Raw genomic sequence first — 20,732 nt, forward strand, 5'->3', positions numbered from 1 at the left:
TTTTTGTGATGATGGGGTTTTATTTTGCATTTATTAAAATCTACTAAGGTAATAAGATGATATTTTGGTATTTTTGTGAGTAAAAACATAAATATATTGCTTTAAGGGTTATAATAATGAATTATAGAATTATTATGTTAAGGAATATTGTTAAAAAATAATTTTTACCTATCACATAAAGTTCACACAATTTATCTAAAATGTTTTTAATGTTCTATGATAGAATAAGTACATAAGATAACTAAACTATGAAAGATAAGTAAATTGAGGTGAGATTAATGGATAAGACATTGTATCTAGTAGAAGATGAAAAGAGTTTAAATCTTTTACTAGAAAAATATTTGAAAAGAGAAGGATACGCAGTTACTACCTTTTCGGATGGATTATCTGCTATGGAAAGAATAAAAGATAAACCAGATGTATGGATACTAGACATAATGCTTCCAGATATTGATGGTTATGAGTTGATAAAATCTATAAAAGCTAATGATAAGACTACTCCGGTTATATTTATGTCTGCTAGAAATGAAGAACTTGATAGGGTTGTTGGGCTTGAAATGGGAAGTGATGATTACCTTTCAAAACCTTTCTTACCAAGAGAATTAGTAATAAGAACTAATAGATTAATTGAAAGAGTGTACGGCAAGGAAAGCACTGATGTACAAGATGTATTTTTGAAGATTGGTGAATATAAGATAAGCAAAAGACAAAGGACTGTATTCTTAGAAGATGAGGAAATTCAGCTTACTAACAAAGAATTTGAATTATTAGTGTATTTAGTTGAAAATAAAAATGCACTTCTATCAAGAGATCAAATTCTTGATCATGTATGGGGAGACGACTATTTTGGATCAGATAGAGTTGTTGATGATACTATAAGAAGACTTAGAAGAAAGGTTTTAAGCTTAAGTATAGAAACCATATATGGCTGTGGTTATAAATTGGTATACAAATCATGAAAAATTTTAAACTAAAATTAAACTCATTTAACAAGTTTAAGTTTAAATCTTTAACTATGAGAATATGGACCACCTTTACCGCATTCATTTTAATAATAATCTTTAGCATCTCTTTAGTATATATTTTTGCCTATAGGAGAACCAGAGAAAATGCAGTAATTGCAGATTTGAAGATTGCTCATGATATGGTATTAAATAAAAGTATACCTGAAGGGCTAGGACGTTTCGGAAACTTAAAAGGAAGTAAGCATTTTTTAGTGGCAGCAGATGATAATTGGAAGATTGTTCTTGATTCCGGTGGATATCCGAAAATAACATCTCCTAACAGCAATAACTATAACAACAACAATAACAAGAATGAGGCTCCGGATCCGTCTTTAATGCCAATGATGCCCAACCAGAGTGAAATACCTCCAGCTTATAAGAATGATAAAGATGTTATACATGAAATAGTTAATTTTATAACTGGTGATAATGGATTTGGGAAAGATTACAACGATCAAGACGTTAAAAAGTGGATGACTAATTTTATATCAGGTAATAAGATTTCTGAAAAAGTATTTAAGGAATATTATAAGGGTAGAAAATATTTTATAATAGTAAGTTCTAAAGAAAGTGCAAGTGGGGAAAAACAATACTTAGTTTCTTATGCTCCAAGTATGGAAGATAATTCTTTATTATATACTGTAGTATCTATAGGTGTTGCATTTATAATAATAGGATTCTTTACTGCAAAACTTATAGCTAACTATCTTTCTAAACCACTTAAGCAGCTTGAGGAATATACGAAGAGGATATCCCATAAGGATTGGACAGAGCCAATCGAAGTTAAGACGGAAGATGAAATAGGAAGATTAGTAACCTCTATGAACACAATGCAGACGGAACTTCAAAAGATTGATAGAGAAGAAAAGCTTTTCCTTCAAAGTATTTCTCATGATTTAAAAACACCTGTTATGGTTATTATGAGTCATGCTGATGCGATAATTGATGGAGTTTACATAGACTCTGTTGAGAAGACAGCTGAAATAATAAGAGATGAGGCTATAAGTCTTGAGAAGAAGATTAAACAAATGCTTTATTTGAATACTTTAGATTATGTGATGAATAACACAAATGAAGAAACAGAAATAAACCTTCAAAGAATGATGCTTCATATAATAAATAGATTTGAAGTAATAAAGAGTGAAATTGATTGGAATTTAGATTTAAATGAACTTAACATATATGGAAACGTAGAAAAAATACAGGTTGCAATTGAAAATATTTTAGATAATGGATTAAGGTATGCTAAGGAGCAGATAAAAGTTAGTTTAAAGAGAGAAGGAAATCTTGCTGTTTTAGAAATATATAATGATGGCCCAAATATTGATAAGCTTCACATGGATCGTATTTTTGATAATTTATATAAGGATAAGACAGGAAATTTTGGTCTTGGATTAGCTATTTCTAAGAAGATAATTAATTTTTATCATGGAGAAATATCAGCCGTAAACAGGAATGAAGGAGTAAGCTTCATTATTAAATTTCCATTAGCAAATGAAGATTCTATGTAGAAAGTATATTACAGTGTTGTGAAATTATGTGAAATTTATTTATTAGGTTTCTATAAGGTAGTATAAATAATTGCTGCTAAAGTCTTAATGTAAAAACAAGTTAGCATACGATAAAAGCTTTAGTTGTGCCGATACAGCAATATTAAGTAAATTTAACAATAAATATTAAAGGTAGCCTATATCAGTATTTAGAAGTACATATAGGTTACTTTTTAGTTTATCACATAATTTTCACACAATTCCTTGATAATACTTCGGTAATTTACATCTATAATTCATATATAAAGAGTCAAGGAACTAATAATTTAATGTGTAATTAAGGGATTGAAATCATTAATCATATTTATAGGAGGATTAAGATGAAAAGTAAAGTAATCAAAGGAATAGTTGCAGGAATAATTGTCATAGCTGTAGGGGTGGGAGGATATTTTGCATATAACACCTTCTTTGCAAAGAAAACTGTAGCTTCAGCTGTGCAATATTATACTGTTTCCGCTAGAAAAATGAATCTTAATGTTACAGTACAAGGTACTGGTACTGCCTATGCAGCAGTGACAAAACAAGTGACTGCAAATAATACTGGAACGATAAAGGATTTAAACGTCAAAGTAGGAGACACTGTAACTGCAGGACAAAAGTTATTTGTATCTGATAGTGATACACTAAGAAAAGCAGTAACTACTGCACAGAATAACCTAGCTAAGCAAAATCTTACTTTAACCAGTGATGAAAGCGCTACAAAAGTTGATGATAATAAGGTTGCAATGGATAAACTAAATATTTCTGATGCTCAAAGTCAACTAAACGATGCATATACAAACCTTAATAATATGACAGTAAAAGCTCCTATTGGAGGGATTGTTACAGCAGTTAATGCTTCAAACGGTGATAGTAGTCAATCAGGTGGTTCTGGATCTGGCTCAAGTTCAGGATCTGCTTCAAGTTCTAGTTCATCTAGTTCATCCGGTGGTATATTAACAATAGTTGATATGAGTTCAATTAAGATTAAGTTATCAGTAGATGAGCTTGATATCGAGAAGGTAAAAGCTGGACAAACAGCTACTGTAAAGTTCGATGCAATAAAGGACAAGTCATTTGAGGGAACTGTTGAAACAGTTGCAGCTGTAGGAACTACTTCAAATAATGTTACTACTTATGATGTTGTGGTTGGAATAAAAGACCCAACAGGAATTAAGCTTGGAATGAATGGAAATGTAACTATATCAGTTGAAAGCAAACAAGATGCATTAGTAATACCTGCAGAAGCATTAGTTGATAATAACGGACAAAAGTTTGTAAGAGTTGAAAGTACTAGCACTGCAACTAGTGGACAAAGCAACAGCAACAATAGTACAAGCAATTCAAATCAACAATCTCAAGGAACTAACACTCAAAATTCTAATAGTAATGGTAATTCCACTAACGGAAAAAATTCAAATGGTGGATATGGTCAAAGAAATTCACAAGGATACGGAAATGGAAGTAATGGAACAAGAGGTATGTCAACTACTGCAAGCAGTGGAAGATTAATAGCAGTTAAAACAGGAATGGAAACAGAAAACTATGTTGAGATTACTGACGGAGTTACAGAAGGAGAAAAAGTTCTAGTTCAATTACCACAAACAACAACTACAACAAACAATAATAGAAGTGGTCAAAATTCAGGCTTTGGAGGCTTCGGTGGCAACATGGGAGGCTTCGGTGGCAACGCAGGAGGCGGACAAGGATATCAAAGAAATAATAATGGCAGTAGTAGTGGTGGTAGAAACTAGTATAAATAAGTGAGGTATTCAATTTATGGAAGAGAATTTAAATAAAGAGATAATAAAAATGACCGGGATAGAAAAGGTATATAAAATGGGCAGTAATACCTTCAAGGCTCTTAGTAATGTAAATTTAACTATTTCAAAGGGAGAATACGTAGCTATAGTAGGACCATCTGGTGCAGGAAAGTCTACTCTTATGAATTTAATAGGATGTTTAGATCAACCTACCTCTGGAGAATACATTTTAGACGGATTGGATACAAAATGCAATGATAATAAGCTGGCAGAAATAAGAAACAAGAAAATCGGCTTTATTTTTCAAAATTATAATCTTCTTCCTAAGTTAAATATATATGAAAATGTTGAATTGCCACTATTATATCTAGGATATCCAAACGGAAAAACAAAAGAAAAAGTAAGAGAAGCCATTGAAAAGGTTGGTCTTACAAGTCATTTAAAACACAAGCCATCTGAGCTTTCTGGAGGACAAATGCAAAGAGTTGCAATTGCTAGAGCATTAGTTACAGAACCACAGATGATTCTTGCTGATGAACCTACTGGAGCTCTTGATAGCAAAACTGGAAAAGAAGTACTTAAGATGTTAACTGATCTTAATAATGAAGGTAATACCATTGTCATGATTACCCATGATAAAGAAATCGCAGCACATGCAAAGAGAATTATAACAGTTATGGATGGAATGATAACCTCTGATACGCTCAATGATAGTGAGGTGAGAGCATGAAACTAACAAAGCTTATAAAGATTGCTTTGACTTCAGTTTGGCAAAATAAGATTAGATCCTTTCTTACAATGCTGGGGATAATAATAGGTATCTCTTCAGTTATTATACTGGTAGGAATGGGACAAGGAACCCAAAAGCAAGTAAGTGATCAAATAGAAAAACTAGGAACTAATCTTATAACTGTAAGTATAACAGGTAATAGAACGCCAACAATTTCAGAAATCGAATTGGCTGATTTAAAGACTAAACCTGGAATAAAGGAGATTGCTCCTCAGATTTCAAGCAGTGTAAATGTAAAGAATGGCGATGTCTCAAGCACAACCTCACTTGAAGGGTCAACTCCCAATTATGCTGAAATAAGAAAACTTTCAGTTAGTGCAGGTAGATTTATAGAACAAAGAGATATTGATAATAGGTATAATGTTCTTGTAATAGGAAGCGAAACTGCTCAGACTCTTTTCAGTACTACAAATGTTGTTGGTAAGACTATGTATGTGAATGGTATTGAGTTTACAATAGTAGGAGTGCTACAATCTGAAGGAACCTCTGCAGCTGGTTCTAGTGATGATAGAATAATAGTTCCATTAACAACTGGTGAAAGATTATTAAAGAGTGCAAATCCAAAGACTTTCTATATAGAAGCAGAAAGTAAGGAAAAAGTTGACACAGCTATGGCATACTTGCAATTGTTCTTAAACAAAAAATATAAGTTAAATAGCTCAACAAGCAACAGTAATACTACAAGAAATTACTACAGAATTATGAACCAAACAAGTATATTAGATACTGCAAACTCAACAAATAAGAGTTTAACTACAATGCTTGCTGGAATAGCAGCAATATCTCTTGTAGTTGGTGGTATTGGTATCATGAACATAATGCTTGTATCAGTAATTGAAAGAACTAGAGAAATTGGTACTAGAAAAGCTATTGGTGCTAAAAGAAGGACAATACTTCTACAATTCCTTATCGAAGCAGCAAGTGTAAGTGGATTCGGTGGAATACTAGGGGTACTTGTAGGGTATTTAGGTGGTTATGTTGCGGAAAGATTCTTCTCAACTACAGTGTTGATTTCTAATAATATTGTAATTGCTGCATTTGTTTTTTCATTAGCAGTAGGTATAATATTCGGAATTTACCCAGCAAGTAAAGCATCTAAGTTAAATCCAATTGAAGCTTTAAGATTTGAATAATAATATGAGGAGCAAGTTGCAAAATGCATAGAAGCTCTTTATAAAAACAAAAGCCATGCATGATAAAGAAAATAAAATTCTTTATATGCATGGCTTTTATTCATGACATTTTATAAATATCCTGTATGTAACAGTCACTTTTTATATTTGAAATAAATGAGAGTTGTGTTACTATTATATAGTAAGTGAAAATTGTATATTTGATAATAGGATTATTTTAAATTTGTATTTGAAGAAAGAAGGCAAGCACAATGATAAAAGTTGTAGCAAAACACTACGTATTTTCAGACAAGATTGAAGAAGTAATAGAGTTATCTAAAGAATTAGTGGCAGCCACAGTAAAAGAAGAAGGTTGCATAAGTTATGGGATGTATCAAGACGTGAAGGATAGTACAATACTTACAATGCTTGAAGAATGGGAAAGTGTAGAGGCTTTGAAGAAACATAGTGAATCAGAACATTTCAAAACTTTGGTGCCTAAAATGGCAAGGTTTATGGAAAAGCCAACTGAGATGAATGTCTATAGTAAGGTAATTTAATAGAAATGAATCCTATATAATAAGAAACAACCTAAAGTTATGCTTTCATAATTTTAGGTTGTTTCAATATATTTTGATAAAATCTCTTCTAAATTTTTGTTGCGTATAGAAAACATGCTCCCATTATAACTAAGTTGAAAGATGTCACCTCCACAATATTCAAAATAACGTTTGGAGCTATTACTGTACGTTATTTCTATAGAAATACTATCATCAAGCATCCCTTGCCAATTGCTTTTATAAAAAGTAGAGTTAGACAAAGTCAGCATAAAATTATCTTTATCTTTTCCGATAAACTCTATCTCCCTTCCATTAAGACCTCCAGTATAAAAGCTGACCTTCGAAATTTCATCACTTTTAAACTCTTTCTTTTTTTGAGTCCACTGAATTCTAGCTACAGTATTATGGGCTAAATCTGAATTCCATAGTATGACTGCTAAAATAGAAAAGAGAAATATTAATATAATGAATTTAGATGTAAACTTATTTGATTTCATAAAACACTCCTTAGTAATTATCTCATTTTGTTTACTTAAAGTGATTTAACATTAATCGCTAAATGATTGCAGTTCTTTTAGTGTTTTTTCAGTTTCAGAAAGGACAATAGGAAGTAGTTTTTGAGAAATATTGTAGTTTAACAAGAGTTTTGCTTCAGCTAATCTATTTGTTTGAATATAGATTCTTGCTAAATATAGATTTGAGGATGCTATCAAATGATTGTTTGCAATAGCTTGTACTTTCGATTTTTCAAAAAGTTCTTCACTTTCAGATAAGTTTCCTTTTAAATATTCTAATAATCCTTTTGTATTTAACAATGAGGCAGTGTAATGAATGTTTTTTAGAGTTTTATTTATAAAACGTTCACCAGTAGAAAATGTTTTAAGTGCAGCTTTAAGATTTCCTAATTCGCAGTAATAAAAAGTAAGGTTGTTATAGTATAATCCTTTAATTGTTGAAGAGGCGTCTTTCACATTTAGGTTTAGCATGTAATCAATAGCTTTTTGATATTGTCCATTAGAACTATATCCTAGAGGTAGGTTTAGGGCCCAATATAGCTTAATTGACTTGTTTTTTGTCTTATTAATTATAACTTGAGTCTCGTTAATATACCTTTCTAAATCAAAATCTTCATTTAATGATTTTATTAGCCTTCTCATCTCTTTTGAAGATTTCCTAAAACTTAAAATTATATAAGTTATTCTAGATATGGTTAAAAGAACTATAAAAAGTATTGATATAGTTTTAAGTATATCAATATGTTCTTCGGCTGCAAATGCAAAAACTATTCCAATTATGAGGCCGATTCCTAAACCAATTAGTATAGAGATTATAATTTTTTTGAAAAATGCTTTCAGATTCATAAATTCCCCCCTCTTATGTTGTTGTAATTTACCACCTTAATTATAAAACATAGAGTTATATCCTTCAATTATAATATATAGTTAAGTATTACTTAGATTAGTATTTATAAGCACTTTATATATTTAACGTATTTAGTCCTCAATGTTCCAGAAATATTTGTAGAAATAGTTATGAGAAATTACTTATTGTGATATAATTTCCATTAGTTGGGTTGAAAAAATACATATGCAAAATAATTAATAGTAGAAAAGGAAAATGTTAAATTAGAAACTGCAAAAAGCATTGATGAGTTTAACAGTAATATTATGAAGGATAAAAGGGGCAATAAGTATGAAAAAAGTAATAATATATTTTTCTATATTATGTTTAGCTTTAGTAAGTTTGGTAGGATGTAAAAGTGGTAAGGAAAGTACCACTTTTGTATCTAGTGGGGTTGTAGCAACTAGTATAAAGGAAAGTGGGACATGCAATGTTAGTGTAGAGCCTAAGATAGAATTACTTCAAGTGGTTCAGTATCTAGCTGGGGATCAAAGTATAAAAAGAGAAAAATTAAGTTATGACTATGAAAGTTATAGTGAAGATATCAAAGTATATTTTTCTAAATATGATAAAGAACCTGTTGTAAATCTGTATAAAAAAATGATGATGAATGGATTTTCATTCAGTACACCTCCAAGTGTTATGTTGTATGTGGATGACAACCTAAATCGCATACAAGGTCTGGATATACCTAATGAATATAATTCTGACGCAGGTAATGAAGAAAATATAATAAAATTCTACAAACTGTTAGCTGAGTTTAGAAAGAAAACTAAATTTGATGAATTTTATATACAGCATAAAGCTTATTATACAGGCTTAGTTTCAAAGGTTAAAGAAAAGCTAGATAAGTCTGGATGTATAGATAAAATAATTAAGTATTATGGATATAAGCAAAACAGCTATAATTTTATAATTGAATCACTATCAGTAGGTGGGTATGCAGCAAGAGTACCTTCGCAAAACGGAAAGTTTGATTTGTATGATTTTATGGTAATACCTAATAATGATGAAGAGTTTTTTCAAATGATAGTTCATGAATTTGGACATAGTTATGTAAATCCTTTAACTGAAAAGAATATAAACGAAATAAATCGGTATGATAATCTATTTACTCCAATAAAACAAGCAATGGCTAATCAGCAGTATGGACAATGGCAATACTGTGTAAATGAGCATATCGTAAGATCAGTAGCATATAGAAATTTATATTTTTACTTTGGAAAAAATGCAAGTGAGTACTATATAAACCTAGACACTTCTAAGAATTTCATTTACATAAATGCAATTACTGAGAAACTAAAAGAATATGAAAATAACAGAGATAAATATACTACTTTTGATGACTTTTACCCAAAACTAATTGAAGTTTTTAAGGAGTTATCAGAGAAACAAAAAGGCTAATGCTATGCATGAAAGATTGACAATACAGGTCAAGTAAGGGGGACTAATTCCATGATATCCTTATTTCAGGAGGTGAGAGCATGGAAAGTTTGGAAAAGAAAAATGCTGTTGCTCGTATGGTAAATTATATTGAAGAACATATTAATGAACCAATTACATTAAATATGCTGGCAAAAGAAGCTCAATATTCAGTTTGGTATTCTGCTCGAATATTTAAAGAAATCATTGGTAAGTCGCCTTTTGATTATATCAGAGTGGCTAGATTGTCAAAGGCCGCATTAAAGTTAAGAGACAAAGAAAATAGAATTACTGATGTGGCATTTGATTTTGTATTTGATTCTCATGAAGGGTTTACAAGAGCTTTTTCTAAACAGTTCGGAATTACTCCAAGTAATTACTGCAATAAGCAACCATTAATAAAGTTCTTTATACCAAACAATATCCGTGGGAACTACCTTAAATTTGAAAGAGGGGTGAATATAATGTCTGAAAATCAAAGTGCAAATACTGTTTTTGTTCAAGTAGTTGACCGTCCAGAGAGAAAGGTAATACTAAAGAGAGGTATTAAAGCTACTCACTATTTTGAGTATTGTGAAGAAGTAGGTTGTGAAGTGTGGGATGTACTTTGTGGAATAAAAGAGGCTTTGTATGAACCTATTGGAATGTGGCTACCTAAGAGTTTGCAGAAGGTTAGTACTTCAGAATATTGCCAGGGAGTTGAAGTGCCAATTACGTATTCAGGTGAAATACCAGAAGGATTCGATTTGATAGAACTACAACCATGTAAAATGATGGTTTTTCAAGGAAATCCTTATGATGATGAAAATTTTGGTGAAGAAATAGGTAAGCTGTGGGATACAATGAAAAAATATGACCCTAAGGTATATGGCTTTCAATGGGCTGACGAAGAGACACCAAGATTTCAGCTTGCACCAATGGGCTATAGGGGTTATATAGAAGCACGTCCAGTTAGACAATTAAATCTATAATAAGTTTGAAGCTCTATATTTTGTGAATATAGGGCTTTTTGTCTTAGTAAGATTAATAAGTGTCCAAAATAGATGAACCACTTCATAATTAAACTTGTATTTTCAAATTCTCCTCTCAGAACCCAGAGGAGTTTTGAAAATAGATTTCAGATTGAAGTGTTTCATCTTTGTAAAAAGCAATTTGATGTTAAGCTTTAATTACATAAAAGTCGCTATGATCATGATATAATTAAAATAAACGGATATGTATTTAATTTAAATTAGAGTTATAAAATGGAGGACATATATGAAAGATGTATGTTTAGTACTACCGAGCAAAGATTATGAAAAGAGCTTCCAAGAATATGCGATTTCTTATAAAAATACAGAGGACAACTACTATTTTGAAAAATATAAGCACGCAATAGAAAATTTTCACGAGTATTTAGAAGGATTGTATAAGCTTTCTGAAGGTATAGGCGTACCTGAGGATTCGGTTAGAACTACAAATTATTGGCTAGTAGATAATAATAATGTTGTTGGGGTAGTTAGATTGAGACATGAGGAAATAAAGGGAGCAGGACATATAGGATATGATATATCCCCTTGTTATAGAAAAAAAGGTTACGGTTCAGAAATATTAAGACAAGCCATTGAAAAGGCAAGAGAAATAGGAATAGAAGAGCCAATAGTCACTTGTAATATAAATAATTTGGGATCAAAAAAAATTATAGAGAAGAATAATGGATTATTACTCGGGATAGTTATTGATGAAGAAGAAAATGAAGAGTTATATGAATATAAAATTTTATCAAGAAAAGTATGATTCCAAGATTATAAAAACCGGAGGAATAGTTGTTACTGGAGCAGTAGAACAACTTAAAGCATTGAGCAATAATCCACATATAAAAGCAAGTACTTTTGGAGTAATAGCAGATAAATACTAATTCCATAAATCTAAAAAAATATACCAAAATCTGAAGAATGGTGTATTTTAAAATTATTTCTAGAGAGTATCATTAAATATGGGTAGCTTTAAGTCTAAAACTATTTTTAAAACACTGCAGATTTTTAATAGTGTATTAAAATATAAATTTAAGTATGAAGGGGTCATATATAGAATATTAGATTTAACAGGAGGATGATTTATGGGAAGTTATATAGAGAAAGCTTCGAAGGAATTATTTGAATACTTGCCACCTTTAACTAAGAAAGCGGATTTTGATGAGTTTTGGCAAGATACAATTAGTATTGCAAAGTCAGTGCCTATGAACATAGAAATGGAGTTATACGATTATCCTAGTCCTTATGTAGAGGTATACTCAATATCTTATAATGGATTTGATGATACTAGAATTCATGGATGGTATATGATTCCAAGAATAGATAAGGATAAAGATAAAAAATATCCATGCCTTATACACTATCATGGATTTACATGGAATAGAGGCAAACCTGCAGACTTCATTCAGTGGATACTAATGGGCGTAGCTGTCATATCTATTGATTGTAGAGATCAAAGTGGTTTAACAGGAAATTCTGCAAAGTACTCAAGCGGATATACTACCAATTTGAACTGTAAAGGTATATTAAATAAAAGTGAGTACTATTATAGAGCTGTTTATATGGATTGCTTGAAAGCTATAGATTTTGCTTGTGAACAAAGAAATGTTGATAGTACTAGAATAATTATAGAGGGAGGGAGCCAGGGTGGGGCTCTAGGAATGGCAGTATGTGCTTTAGATGAAAGACCATATATGGCAATGGTTGATGTGCCAAGCAATAGCAATATAGAAATAAGAGTGGAAAATGCTTTTGGTTCTTTTGCTAGTGTAACTGAGTATTTAAAGCTATATCCAGATAAGGTAGATGAAGCCCTAGATACCTTAAGTTATTTTGATACTATGAATATGGCTGATAAAATAAAGTGCAAGGTCTTGGCATCTGTAGGGCTTAAGGATACCACTTGCCCAGCTAAATTATACTTTGCTACCTATAATAGAATAACTAGTGATAAACAGATAGAGATATACCCTTTTAATGGGCATGAAGGTGGAAGAGAATTTCATAACGAAATAAAACTTAGATTTTTAAGAGATAACTTAAAAAACTAAAGAAATAGAAAATATTGAATTTAAGCATGTTGGTTAGTGATAATTAGCATGCTTTTTGGTCGTTATATAATCATTAAGTTTTGAAAATAAATGCAGTAAATATAAATATAATTTTAAGTAGTTTTATAAACTACGTATTGACTATTTTAAATTACATGATACAATGTTTATATAAAATAAGTTTATTTAATAAAGGAGAAACCTTATGTTAAATATAGATATTCTTCAAGATTTATATAAAAAAAATAAGAAATGCGGACTTGGAACTGGAATTCAAATAGTTACTGCTGAAGATGGAAGTTGGAATGTATTTATAGATTTGTTTAATACAGACTATGAAGGTAAAATCTTTGATCCAGTAGATATACATAAAAGTTCAAATAACTGGGTACGATGTTTTAAAGAAAATCAAATATTTAAAGGGTTTGGTGGAACTGAGAACTTAGAGGATATATTAGAAATATTCAATAAATGGCTTAATAATAGAGAAGCTCAAATATCAAAGCTTGCACAACAGTATTAAAGTTGAACCGAAAATATAAGTTTATTAAGAAGTGTCACATCCATAGTAGGATAATAAGATTTCTAATTTTAAGAGGTGAGTTTTATGGAATATAAAGAAAATTATAGTGTGGTTGTATATGGAGATTCTATAACCAGAGGAGTAGTATACGATTGTGATAAGTCAAGATATACAAATATAAAAGACTGTTTTGTAAACCTAGTTAGCAGCAGTATAAATGGTACTGTTTATAATGCTGGTAGGTTTGGAAACACAATAAAAAGGGGAATAAATAAAATATATAGTGATGTGATAAAAAAATCACCGGATATAGTTCTTATAGAATTTGGTGGAAATGATTGTGACTTTAATTGGAAGGACGTAGCTGAAAATCCAAATGTAGAACATGAGCCTAACACAGATATACCAACTTTTAAGAATATATTATTGAATATGATTGAAACAGTAAAGAATTCAGGAGCAACTCCAATCTTGATGACATTACCACCACTAGATTCTGAAAAGTATTTTAAATGGATTACTAGAGAAGACAAAAATTTTGAATGTAACATATTAAAGTGGCTTGGAAATGAAGATAGAATCTATAAATGGCATAGTCTATATAATGATACCATAAAAGAAGTAGCAGAAAAGACTATGACTACTATAATTGATGTAAGATCTGAATTTCTTAAATATATGGATTATAGCAGGTTTTTATGTATTGATGGAATACATCCAAATGAAGAAGGCCATAGCATAATAGCTCAGACTATTTTAAAGTTTGTAAGAGAAAAATATGGTTATATACTTCAAGGAAACTAAATAGATTTGCTTTAAGTACAAAAACAGCTTAAATTACTTAAGGGTAATTTAAGCTATTTTTTACTGTGGAGAAAAATATAAAATTTTAACAGTTACTAAAGAAAAACTTGGAATATATTAACTTTTTAATTTTACATGACTTTTGATAATATTACATATGTTGGTTTAATAGAAAAAATAAGCCAGCACTGTTGATGGACTACTGTCCCTATAGTACAAATAAATATTTATACCAAAGGGGGAGAGTAATGAAGGTTATTGTATGCGAAGTTAATAAAAAACCATATATTTATGAAATGGAGCAAATAGAAATATTGAATACCTTAATGGATGGGTACATGAAAATGTTTTTCAATGAAGATTCTTTTGCTGCTATATGTAAAAGAGAGAGTATTTCTAATTTGGAACCTAATAATAGACTCAATATAAATAATGATTTTATTTTGGTTGGTATTCAATACGGTAAAATAGTATCATTGTATGATGAACAAATTGATTATATCATCAATACAATTTTAAAAGATACGATTTAATGAGATTGATTTACTTGCATGAGGTTTTGCTGTGAATTGAAATAAATGAGTTAATATCAAGAGAATATAGGGAGAAAGTATTAGTATAAGGAAAATATTTTCAAAATTCAAAAAATGAATATTAGTAGTCCATTAACTTTTAATTTATGAAATAATTTGTTGAGTTATGGATGTGCAACTTCACAATGAAATTTATATTTTCAAATTCTCCATTCATACCCAGTGGAGTTTTTTTAAAAATTTTAGATTGAAGTGGTACATATTTGGCACTTAGTATTGATAAAGAGTAAGTTGAATACATATTTAAAGATAAACATTTTAAGACTAATTTATCAAAATAAAAATTTTTAGAATGATAGTAATAGTTTCATAAACTCATAAATATGATAAAATATAATAGTTAGATATCTAACTATTAGAGGTCTAACTATTATATTTTTGTTTGGAGGAATACAGGTGAATAGATTAGTAAGAGACTTAGAGGCTGTGAAATTACATAAATTGATTATTAAATTATCTAAGATTCATAGAAAAAAAGCTCATGAAGCTTTTCAAAGTATTGGATTAACTGAAGGGCAACCAAAGATATTGGATTATCTTTATCTTAATGATGGCTGTATTCAAAGAGAGATTGCAAGTAGCTGCAATATTGAGCCTGCAACTGTAACTAGCCTTTTGACTAATATGGAGAAGGCTGGGCTTATTCATAGGAAGCAGAATGCTAATGATAAAAGAATATTAAATGTTTTTTTAACTGAAGAAGGTAGAGTAAAGCAAAAGGAAGTAAGAAACGTGTTTGAAAATCTAGATAAAATATGTGTTTCAGGTTTTTCAACACAAGATATATTAGATGCGGAAAGGATACTAATTCAATTACATGATAATTTGCTAAAAGGAGATAAGAAATAATGAGAAAGCTTTTGAAGTTTTTAGAAGGCAAAGCAATTTTATGGGCAGTAATAGCGCCAATTGCAATGCTATTAGAAGTAACTATGGATCTTACACAACCTAAACTAATGGCAGACATTATAGATATTGGTGTAGCTAACGGTAATCTTTCTTATGTTTTTAACGTTGGAGCAAAGATGTTACTAGTGGCTTTAATTGGGCTGGTTGGTGGCAGTGCGTGTTCAATTTTTGCATCAATGGCAGCTATGAGTATGGGGGAGAAGGTTAGACAAGGGCTTTTTGACAAAATACAAAACTTATCTTTTCTAGAAATCGATAAATTTAAGACTTCTTCTCTTATTACAAGACTAACTAATGATGTTACTCAGATTCAAAACATGATGCTAATGGCCTTAAGGATGATGGTTCGTGCGCCACTTATGTGTATTGGTGGTATCGTGATGTCGGTAGCCCTTAGCGTAAAATTATCATTTATATTTTTAGGGGCTGTGCCAGTTTTGTTGGTCTCAGTTATAGTTATTGTGAAAAAGTCTTTTCCACTATTTTTAGCAGTCCAACAAAGGATTGATAAGATAAATGTAGTAATGCGTGAAAACATATTAGGAGTTCGTGTAATTAAAGCCTTTAATATGGAGGAAAAACAGTGCCAAAGATTTGATGAGGTTAATGATGATTTAATGGACAAGAGTGTTAAAGCTCAGAACATGAATATTATATTATGGCCTATAGTAACCTTTGTAATGAATGTTAGTATAATTTGCATTTTATGGTTTGGCGGAAATATGGTTTTTAAAAGATCGATTGAGATAGGAAAAATAATGGCTTTTATAAATTATCTTATTCAGATTATGAACTCTCTCATGATGGTAATAATGGGAGTCTTAAGCTTTTCTAGAGCTACGGCATCTGCGGAAAGAATAAATGAAGTATTAGAAACCGATTCTTCAATTAAGGAAAAAGCCAATTCTAAAGCAATAAAAAACTTTGATATAGAATTTAAAAATGTATGGTTTAAATACAGTAATAATAGTGAATATGTTCTTAGAAATATCAGCTTTAAAGTTTTAGAAGGAGAAAAGATAGGTATAATAGGAGCCACAGGTGCAGGTAAAAGTTCTCTTATAAGCCTTATACCAAGATTATATGATGCCACTTCTGGGGAGGTTTTAATTGGCGGTGTAAATGTAAGAGAATTAAGAATGAAGGATTTAAGAGAAAAGATTGGTGTTGTGCTTCAAGAAAGTATACTTTTTTCAGGAACTATTGAAGATAATTTAAGGTTTGGTACTGCAGAGTGTGATTTTAGTATGATGGAGAGTGCTTCTAAGGATGCACAAGCAAGTGAGTTTATTACTGCTAAGGAGAACGGGTATAAAAGTGTAGTAGAGCAAAGAGGCAAAAATTTATCCGGTGGACAGAAACAAAGACTTTCTATAGCAAGAACATTGATAAAAAATCCTAATATTTTAATAATGGATGATTCATCTAGTGCCTTAGATATGTCAACTGAAGCAAAGCTACAAAAAGCATTAAATAGAAGAATGGAAAAAAGTACTGTGTTAATCATAGCTCAAAGAATTTCGGCAGTAATGGATTCAGATAAGATTCTTGTTATTGATAATGGAGAAATATCAGCAATGGGAACTCATAAAGAACTTTTAAATATCAGTGAGATATATAGAAGTATTGCTATTTCACAGCTTGGAGAGGAGGTAGTATCAAATGTCTAGTCATAAAGAATTATCAGTAGCTAGACCAGGGGGACCAGGTCACATGAATAGGTTTAATAAAAAGTCTGAAAAACTAAGAGATCCACTAGGTACTGTAAAAAGAATTTTATCATACTTAAGTGATAAGAAAAAAATTATGGTGGTTGTTTTTATACTTTGTATTATAACTACTTTGATAACTATTACTGGAACAAGGCTTAATGGATATACGGTAGATAATTTTATAGAAAAAGGTGATATGCAAGGACTTTTAAAGATTTGTATAATTCTAGCTTTTATCTATATTGTTGGTATAGCTTCAACATATGTTCAAAATCGAATTATGGTAAACATAGCTCAAAAGACTTCGGCTGATATACGAAAAGATTTATTTAAAACAATGCAGAACTTACCTTTAAAGTATTTTGATTCTCATTCTAGCGGAGATTTGATGAGTAGACTCACCAACGATGTGGACAACATAAATACTACTCTTTCTCAAAATATAACTCAGTTGTTTTCCGGTGTGATTAATATATTAGGGATGCTAATAGCTATGATTGTCTTAAGTCCAATACTGACCTTGATTGGACTTTTGACCACTCCGTTAATGTTTGTTATGACAAAACTAGTAGTAGGTAAAACACAGCCCTTTTTTATAACTCAGCAAAAGGAATTAGGTAATTTAAATGGATATATTGAAGAGATGGTTTCGGGCCAGAAAGCAATTTTACTTTTTTCTAAAGAAGAGCATGTAAAAGAGGAGTTTTCTAAAATAAATAAAAGACTTACTAAAAGTGCTATATTTGCTCAGGGACTATCTGGGATTATGGGGCCAGTAAATAATTTTGTAAATAATTTAACATATTTAGTTGTGGCAGTAAGTGGTGGATATCTTATGCTTCATGGGGCTTATATTACTGTGGGTATTGTGCTAACGTTCATCCTATATATGAGGAATTTTACAAGGCCTATCAATGAAATTTTAAACATATTCAATAGTATTCAATCTGCATTAGCAGGAGCTGAGAGGATATTTGAAGTGTTAGATGAAAAGCCGGAAATAGACTTAAAGGATGCTAAGCGAATAGAGTCTATTGAAGGTGAAGTTGATTTAAAAGATGTTCATTTCTCATACAATAAGGAAAAAACTATACTAAGAGGTATTAATATAACAGCTAAGAAAGGGGAGACAATAGCTATTGTAGGACCTACAGGTTCAGGTAAAACCACTATTATTAATTTATTAAACAAGTTTTATGATATAGACAGTGGTGAGATAGCTATAGATAAAATGAATATTGAAGATATAAGGAGAGAAAGTCTTAGAAAAACAATATCAATAGTACTTCAGGATACTTTTCTTTTTTCAGATACAGTAAGGGAGAATATAAGATATGGAAGAATAACTGCAACAGATAGTGAAGTTGAGAATGCGGCAAAGCTTGCAAACGCAGATTTGTTCATAAAACAATTACCTGAAGGTTATGATACAGTTTTATCAGACAACGGAAGTAATTTATCTCAAGGACAAAGACAGTTGCTTGCAATTGCAAGAGCAGTACTTGCTAAGTCATCTATTCTTATTTTAGATGAAGCAACATCATCTATAGATACCCGTACTGAGGTTCATATTCAGGAGGCCATGTTAAAGCTTATGGAGGGAAAGACAACTTTTGTTATTGCTCATAGATTAAGTACAATTAGAAATGCTGATAAGATAGTTGTTGTAAAAGATGGAGAAATCATCGAAAGTGGACATCATGAAGAGCTTATAGATAATAGAGGTTTTTATTATAATCTCTACAACAGTCAGTTTAATACGGGGATGAGTATATAGAATCTTCTACAGAATCTATTTTGGAAATATAATTTTTGATGCCGGTTGGTACTTATGCGATTAGTTTCATAATTATGGTATTATTTTGATTGTTTTGGTAAATACTACTCTTAAATATTTAAGGGTGATGAATATGCAAAGAATTAAAGACTTCGAATATATGAATGCATATAATATACAAGGTAAAAAACTAGGTTCAATAAAAGAAATATATATTGACTTTTTCAATGGAAAACTTAAAGGATTTGAAGTAAATAGAAGGGGGCTAAAAAAAGAAAACTTCATAGATATACAAGATATAATAACGCTAAATAAAAGTTTGATATTTGATAAATTCAGTAAGGCGCAAGGCCTCCCTTTTTGCAAGATAAAAAGTATGGATGTAGTAGACAAATGTGGAGAGATAGTAGGAGTAGTTGAGGATATAGTTATTGATCCATCAGATTATACCATTAAGGGACTAATAATATCCTCTGGTTTTATAAACAAACTAATAAAAGGGAAGAATATAGTGCTGCTAAGTCAAATCATACTAGGAGAAAAGTTTATTTTGTATTATGGAAGCTATAATGTGCTATTAAAATCAATGCCACATAGCTTTACAAAAGGAGATTGCTATGAAGAAACCTAGTAAAAAAATTATAATTAATTTGATATTAGCGGCAGTGATCCTAATAGTTGTGGTTCTATATATTAAATTAAGGATTATAAGGGAAGTTATCTTTATTATCATTTTTTCCTTCATTGTTTCCTATACATTAAAACCTCTTTTAATGTATAGCATGGAAAAGACCAAGATAAATAAGAAGCTTGGTGCAGGCTTAATTATTTTAGCTGTATTCAGCTTTGTTGTGATTACAATAGTAGGTGTAATTCCTTCACTTTTTAAGGAAGGTGCAAATATAGAGACTATAATGAATTCTGTTGAGAGGTTAGTAAACTGGGTTAATTCGAAAGTACATATGAATCAATATGGAATTTTTGATACTCTAAGTGTGCAAATTAACGAAAGATTAAATGTAGCATTAAGCAATTTTTCTGAGAAGGCTTTTGATAGCCTAGTAGATTTTAGTGAAAATTTGCTTTCGCTTGCAGTTGTTCCTGTTGTAAGTTACTATTTTTTGGCTGAAGGCAATGTGATCGAAAATAAGCTTTTACTATTAGTTCCAATGAAAAAAAGATCTATTATTAAAAGAATAATAAGTGATATCGACAAGGCTTTAGGTAGATATATATTTAGTCAGTTTGTATTATGTATTATAATTGGAGTACTTACTTTTTTTGTGCTAATATGCTTGAAAATACAGTTTCCTATTCTGTTATCAATTTTTAATGCAGTGGTAAACATAATACCGTACTTTGGACCATTGATAGGTGCGATACCTGCTATTTTAGTAGCTTTAATTCAGTCACCAACCAAAGCTATATATGCTACCATATTGCTTTTTATAATACAACAGGTTGAAGGAAACTTGATTTCCCCTCAAATAACAGCTTCAAGTATAAAGATGCATCCACTATTAATAATAATACTTTTACTTATAGGCGAAAAAATTGGTGGATTTTTTGGAATGATTTTAGCAATACCTATAGGAGTTATAATCAAAGTTATTTATGAAGATATTGATTATCATATGTATTAGATATAGATTTCGATGGTTTTACGAATCTTTATTTGGATAGATTCTAATATGAAGTAGTTTATCTGTAAATAGACATTGATAAAGATATGCATACTCCTGAATAATCAACATTATTACAATATAAAC

21 protein-coding genes are annotated in these 20,732 nt (G+C 30.5%); 19 read left to right on the plus strand and 2 right to left on the minus strand.

Going from position 1 to position 20,732, the window contains the following annotated elements:
* The first annotated feature begins 278 nt into the window (after window positions 1-278).
* The 6 genes from bsdtw1_RS06440 to bsdtw1_RS06465 all read left to right on the plus strand — a co-directional run bounded on the left by bsdtw1_RS06440 (window position 279) and on the right by bsdtw1_RS06465 (window position 6,758).
* Complete coding sequence (locus tag bsdtw1_RS06440) at window positions 279-959, plus strand: response regulator transcription factor (RefSeq protein ID WP_183276777.1); 681 nt, start codon at window positions 279-281, stop codon at window positions 957-959.
* Window positions 956-2,515: a sensor histidine kinase gene (locus tag bsdtw1_RS06445; RefSeq protein ID WP_244638114.1), complete on the plus strand. Its 1,560-nt coding sequence runs from the start codon at window positions 956-958 to the stop codon at window positions 2,513-2,515. Before bsdtw1_RS06440 ends, bsdtw1_RS06445 begins: the two co-directional genes overlap by 4 nt.
* Before the next feature lie 359 nt (window positions 2,516-2,874).
* Window positions 2,875-4,287: an efflux RND transporter periplasmic adaptor subunit gene (locus bsdtw1_RS06450; RefSeq protein ID WP_183276778.1), complete on the plus strand. Its 1,413-nt coding sequence runs from the start codon at window positions 2,875-2,877 to the stop codon at window positions 4,285-4,287.
* Between the two features lie 25 nt (window positions 4,288-4,312).
* Entirely contained in the window at window positions 4,313-5,026 is a 714-nt protein-coding gene (locus bsdtw1_RS06455) for an ABC transporter ATP-binding protein (RefSeq protein WP_280514126.1), read from the plus strand.
* Window positions 5,023-6,219 carry an ABC transporter permease gene (locus tag bsdtw1_RS06460; protein ID WP_183276779.1) on the plus strand — a complete coding sequence of 399 codons (1,197 nt, stop codon included), beginning with the start codon at window positions 5,023-5,025 and terminating at the stop codon, window positions 6,217-6,219. Before bsdtw1_RS06455 ends, bsdtw1_RS06460 begins: the two co-directional genes overlap by 4 nt.
* Before the next feature lie 251 nt (window positions 6,220-6,470).
* Window positions 6,471-6,758 carry a putative quinol monooxygenase gene (locus bsdtw1_RS06465; protein ID WP_183276780.1) on the plus strand — a complete coding sequence of 96 codons (288 nt, stop codon included), beginning with the start codon at window positions 6,471-6,473 and terminating at the stop codon, window positions 6,756-6,758.
* A gap of 53 nt (window positions 6,759-6,811) precedes the next feature.
* Here the strand turns inward: bsdtw1_RS06465 and bsdtw1_RS06470 are convergent, their stop codons facing one another.
* The gene (locus tag bsdtw1_RS06470) at window positions 6,812-7,255 is read right to left on the minus strand and encodes a hypothetical protein (protein WP_183276781.1); all 444 of its coding nucleotides are present in this window, start codon (window positions 7,253-7,255) and stop codon (window positions 6,812-6,814) included.
* Window positions 7,256-7,306: 51 nt separating this feature from the next.
* Window positions 7,307-8,119 (minus strand): tetratricopeptide repeat protein, encoded by an 813-nt coding sequence (locus tag bsdtw1_RS06475; RefSeq protein WP_183276782.1) that lies wholly within the window; start codon window positions 8,117-8,119, stop codon window positions 7,307-7,309.
* Between the two features lie 331 nt (window positions 8,120-8,450).
* On the opposite strand from bsdtw1_RS06475, the gene bsdtw1_RS06480 reads away from it, so the two are divergent.
* From bsdtw1_RS06480 to bsdtw1_RS06540, 13 genes are all read left to right on the plus strand, one after another.
* Window positions 8,451-9,563 (plus strand): DUF4932 domain-containing protein, encoded by a 1,113-nt coding sequence (locus tag bsdtw1_RS06480; RefSeq protein WP_183276783.1) that lies wholly within the window; start codon window positions 8,451-8,453, stop codon window positions 9,561-9,563.
* A gap of 80 nt (window positions 9,564-9,643) precedes the next feature.
* Window positions 9,644-10,552 (plus strand): helix-turn-helix domain-containing protein, encoded by a 909-nt coding sequence (locus bsdtw1_RS06485; protein WP_183276784.1) that lies wholly within the window; start codon window positions 9,644-9,646, stop codon window positions 10,550-10,552.
* A gap of 286 nt (window positions 10,553-10,838) precedes the next feature.
* Entirely contained in the window at window positions 10,839-11,357 is a 519-nt protein-coding gene (locus bsdtw1_RS06490; protein WP_183276785.1) for a GNAT family N-acetyltransferase, read from the plus strand.
* Window positions 11,326-11,478: an anti sigma factor C-terminal domain-containing protein gene (locus bsdtw1_RS06495; RefSeq protein WP_244638115.1), complete on the plus strand. Its 153-nt coding sequence runs from the start codon at window positions 11,326-11,328 to the stop codon at window positions 11,476-11,478. Before bsdtw1_RS06490 ends, bsdtw1_RS06495 begins: the two co-directional genes overlap by 32 nt.
* A gap of 201 nt (window positions 11,479-11,679) precedes the next feature.
* Window positions 11,680-12,645 (plus strand): acetylxylan esterase, encoded by a 966-nt coding sequence (locus bsdtw1_RS06500; protein WP_183276787.1) that lies wholly within the window; start codon window positions 11,680-11,682, stop codon window positions 12,643-12,645.
* A 205-nt stretch (window positions 12,646-12,850) separates the two neighbouring features.
* Window positions 12,851-13,168 (plus strand): Imm53 family immunity protein, encoded by a 318-nt coding sequence (locus tag bsdtw1_RS06505; RefSeq protein WP_183276788.1) that lies wholly within the window; start codon window positions 12,851-12,853, stop codon window positions 13,166-13,168.
* Window positions 13,169-13,252: 84 nt separating this feature from the next.
* Window positions 13,253-13,972 carry an SGNH/GDSL hydrolase family protein gene (locus bsdtw1_RS06510; RefSeq protein ID WP_183276789.1) on the plus strand — a complete coding sequence of 240 codons (720 nt, stop codon included), beginning with the start codon at window positions 13,253-13,255 and terminating at the stop codon, window positions 13,970-13,972.
* Between the two features lie 248 nt (window positions 13,973-14,220).
* Window positions 14,221-14,505 (plus strand): DUF3846 domain-containing protein, encoded by a 285-nt coding sequence (locus bsdtw1_RS06515; protein ID WP_183276790.1) that lies wholly within the window; start codon window positions 14,221-14,223, stop codon window positions 14,503-14,505.
* A 456-nt stretch (window positions 14,506-14,961) separates the two neighbouring features.
* Window positions 14,962-15,414, plus strand: a complete 453-nt coding sequence (locus bsdtw1_RS06520) for a MarR family winged helix-turn-helix transcriptional regulator (protein ID WP_244638116.1) — start codon at window positions 14,962-14,964, stop codon at window positions 15,412-15,414.
* Window positions 15,414-17,144 carry an ABC transporter ATP-binding protein gene (locus tag bsdtw1_RS06525; RefSeq protein ID WP_183276791.1) on the plus strand — a complete coding sequence of 577 codons (1,731 nt, stop codon included), beginning with the start codon at window positions 15,414-15,416 and terminating at the stop codon, window positions 17,142-17,144. The genes bsdtw1_RS06520 and bsdtw1_RS06525 overlap by 1 nt, the downstream gene beginning before the upstream one ends.
* Entirely contained in the window at window positions 17,137-18,963 is a 1,827-nt protein-coding gene (locus tag bsdtw1_RS06530) for an ABC transporter ATP-binding protein (RefSeq protein WP_183276792.1), read from the plus strand. Before bsdtw1_RS06525 ends, bsdtw1_RS06530 begins: the two co-directional genes overlap by 8 nt.
* A 133-nt stretch (window positions 18,964-19,096) precedes the next feature.
* On the plus strand, window positions 19,097-19,594 hold the full coding sequence (locus bsdtw1_RS06535) for a PRC-barrel domain-containing protein (protein ID WP_183276793.1): 498 nt from the start codon (window positions 19,097-19,099) through the stop codon (window positions 19,592-19,594).
* Complete coding sequence (locus bsdtw1_RS06540) at window positions 19,581-20,606, plus strand: AI-2E family transporter (protein ID WP_183276794.1); 1,026 nt, start codon at window positions 19,581-19,583, stop codon at window positions 20,604-20,606. Before bsdtw1_RS06535 ends, bsdtw1_RS06540 begins: the two co-directional genes overlap by 14 nt.
* Window positions 20,607-20,732: the final 126 nt, after the last annotated feature.

The sequence above is a fragment of the Clostridium fungisolvens genome (assembly GCF_014193895.1).
GTDB classification, from domain to species: domain Bacteria; phylum Bacillota; class Clostridia; order Clostridiales; family Clostridiaceae; genus Clostridium_AR; species Clostridium_AR fungisolvens.

Bases quoted from the DNA above. Each gene is read 5' to 3' on its own strand.
- bsdtw1_RS06535 (WP_183276793.1), top strand. From the start codon at position 19,097: ATGCAAAGAATTAAAGACTTCGAATATATGAATGCATATAATATACAA.
- bsdtw1_RS06465 (WP_183276780.1), top strand. From the start codon at position 6,471: ATGATAAAAGTTGTAGCAAAACACTACGTATTTTCAGACAAGATTGAA.
- bsdtw1_RS06515 (WP_183276790.1), top strand. From the start codon at position 14,221: ATGAAGGTTATTGTATGCGAAGTTAATAAAAAACCATATATTTATGAA.
- bsdtw1_RS06530 (WP_183276792.1), top strand. From the start codon at position 17,137: ATGTCTAGTCATAAAGAATTATCAGTAGCTAGACCAGGGGGACCAGGT.
- bsdtw1_RS06510 (WP_183276789.1), top strand. From the start codon at position 13,253: ATGGAATATAAAGAAAATTATAGTGTGGTTGTATATGGAGATTCTATA.
- bsdtw1_RS06455 (WP_280514126.1), top strand. From the start codon at position 4,313: ATGGAAGAGAATTTAAATAAAGAGATAATAAAAATGACCGGGATAGAA.
- bsdtw1_RS06485 (WP_183276784.1), top strand. From the start codon at position 9,644: ATGGAAAGTTTGGAAAAGAAAAATGCTGTTGCTCGTATGGTAAATTAT.
- bsdtw1_RS06475 (WP_183276782.1), bottom strand. From the start codon at position 8,119: ATGAATCTGAAAGCATTTTTCAAAAAAATTATAATCTCTATACTAATT.
- bsdtw1_RS06540 (WP_183276794.1), top strand. From the start codon at position 19,581: ATGAAGAAACCTAGTAAAAAAATTATAATTAATTTGATATTAGCGGCA.
- bsdtw1_RS06450 (WP_183276778.1), top strand. From the start codon at position 2,875: ATGAAAAGTAAAGTAATCAAAGGAATAGTTGCAGGAATAATTGTCATA.
- bsdtw1_RS06490 (WP_183276785.1), top strand. From the start codon at position 10,839: ATGAAAGATGTATGTTTAGTACTACCGAGCAAAGATTATGAAAAGAGC.
- bsdtw1_RS06495 (WP_244638115.1), top strand. From the start codon at position 11,326: ATGAATATAAAATTTTATCAAGAAAAGTATGATTCCAAGATTATAAAA.
- bsdtw1_RS06440 (WP_183276777.1), top strand. From the start codon at position 279: ATGGATAAGACATTGTATCTAGTAGAAGATGAAAAGAGTTTAAATCTT.
- bsdtw1_RS06470 (WP_183276781.1), bottom strand. From the start codon at position 7,255: ATGAAATCAAATAAGTTTACATCTAAATTCATTATATTAATATTTCTC.
- bsdtw1_RS06460 (WP_183276779.1), top strand. From the start codon at position 5,023: ATGAAACTAACAAAGCTTATAAAGATTGCTTTGACTTCAGTTTGGCAA.
- bsdtw1_RS06505 (WP_183276788.1), top strand. From the start codon at position 12,851: ATGTTAAATATAGATATTCTTCAAGATTTATATAAAAAAAATAAGAAA.
- bsdtw1_RS06525 (WP_183276791.1), top strand. From the start codon at position 15,414: ATGAGAAAGCTTTTGAAGTTTTTAGAAGGCAAAGCAATTTTATGGGCA.
- bsdtw1_RS06500 (WP_183276787.1), top strand. From the start codon at position 11,680: ATGGGAAGTTATATAGAGAAAGCTTCGAAGGAATTATTTGAATACTTG.
- bsdtw1_RS06445 (WP_244638114.1), top strand. From the start codon at position 956: ATGAAAAATTTTAAACTAAAATTAAACTCATTTAACAAGTTTAAGTTT.
- bsdtw1_RS06480 (WP_183276783.1), top strand. From the start codon at position 8,451: ATGAAAAAAGTAATAATATATTTTTCTATATTATGTTTAGCTTTAGTA.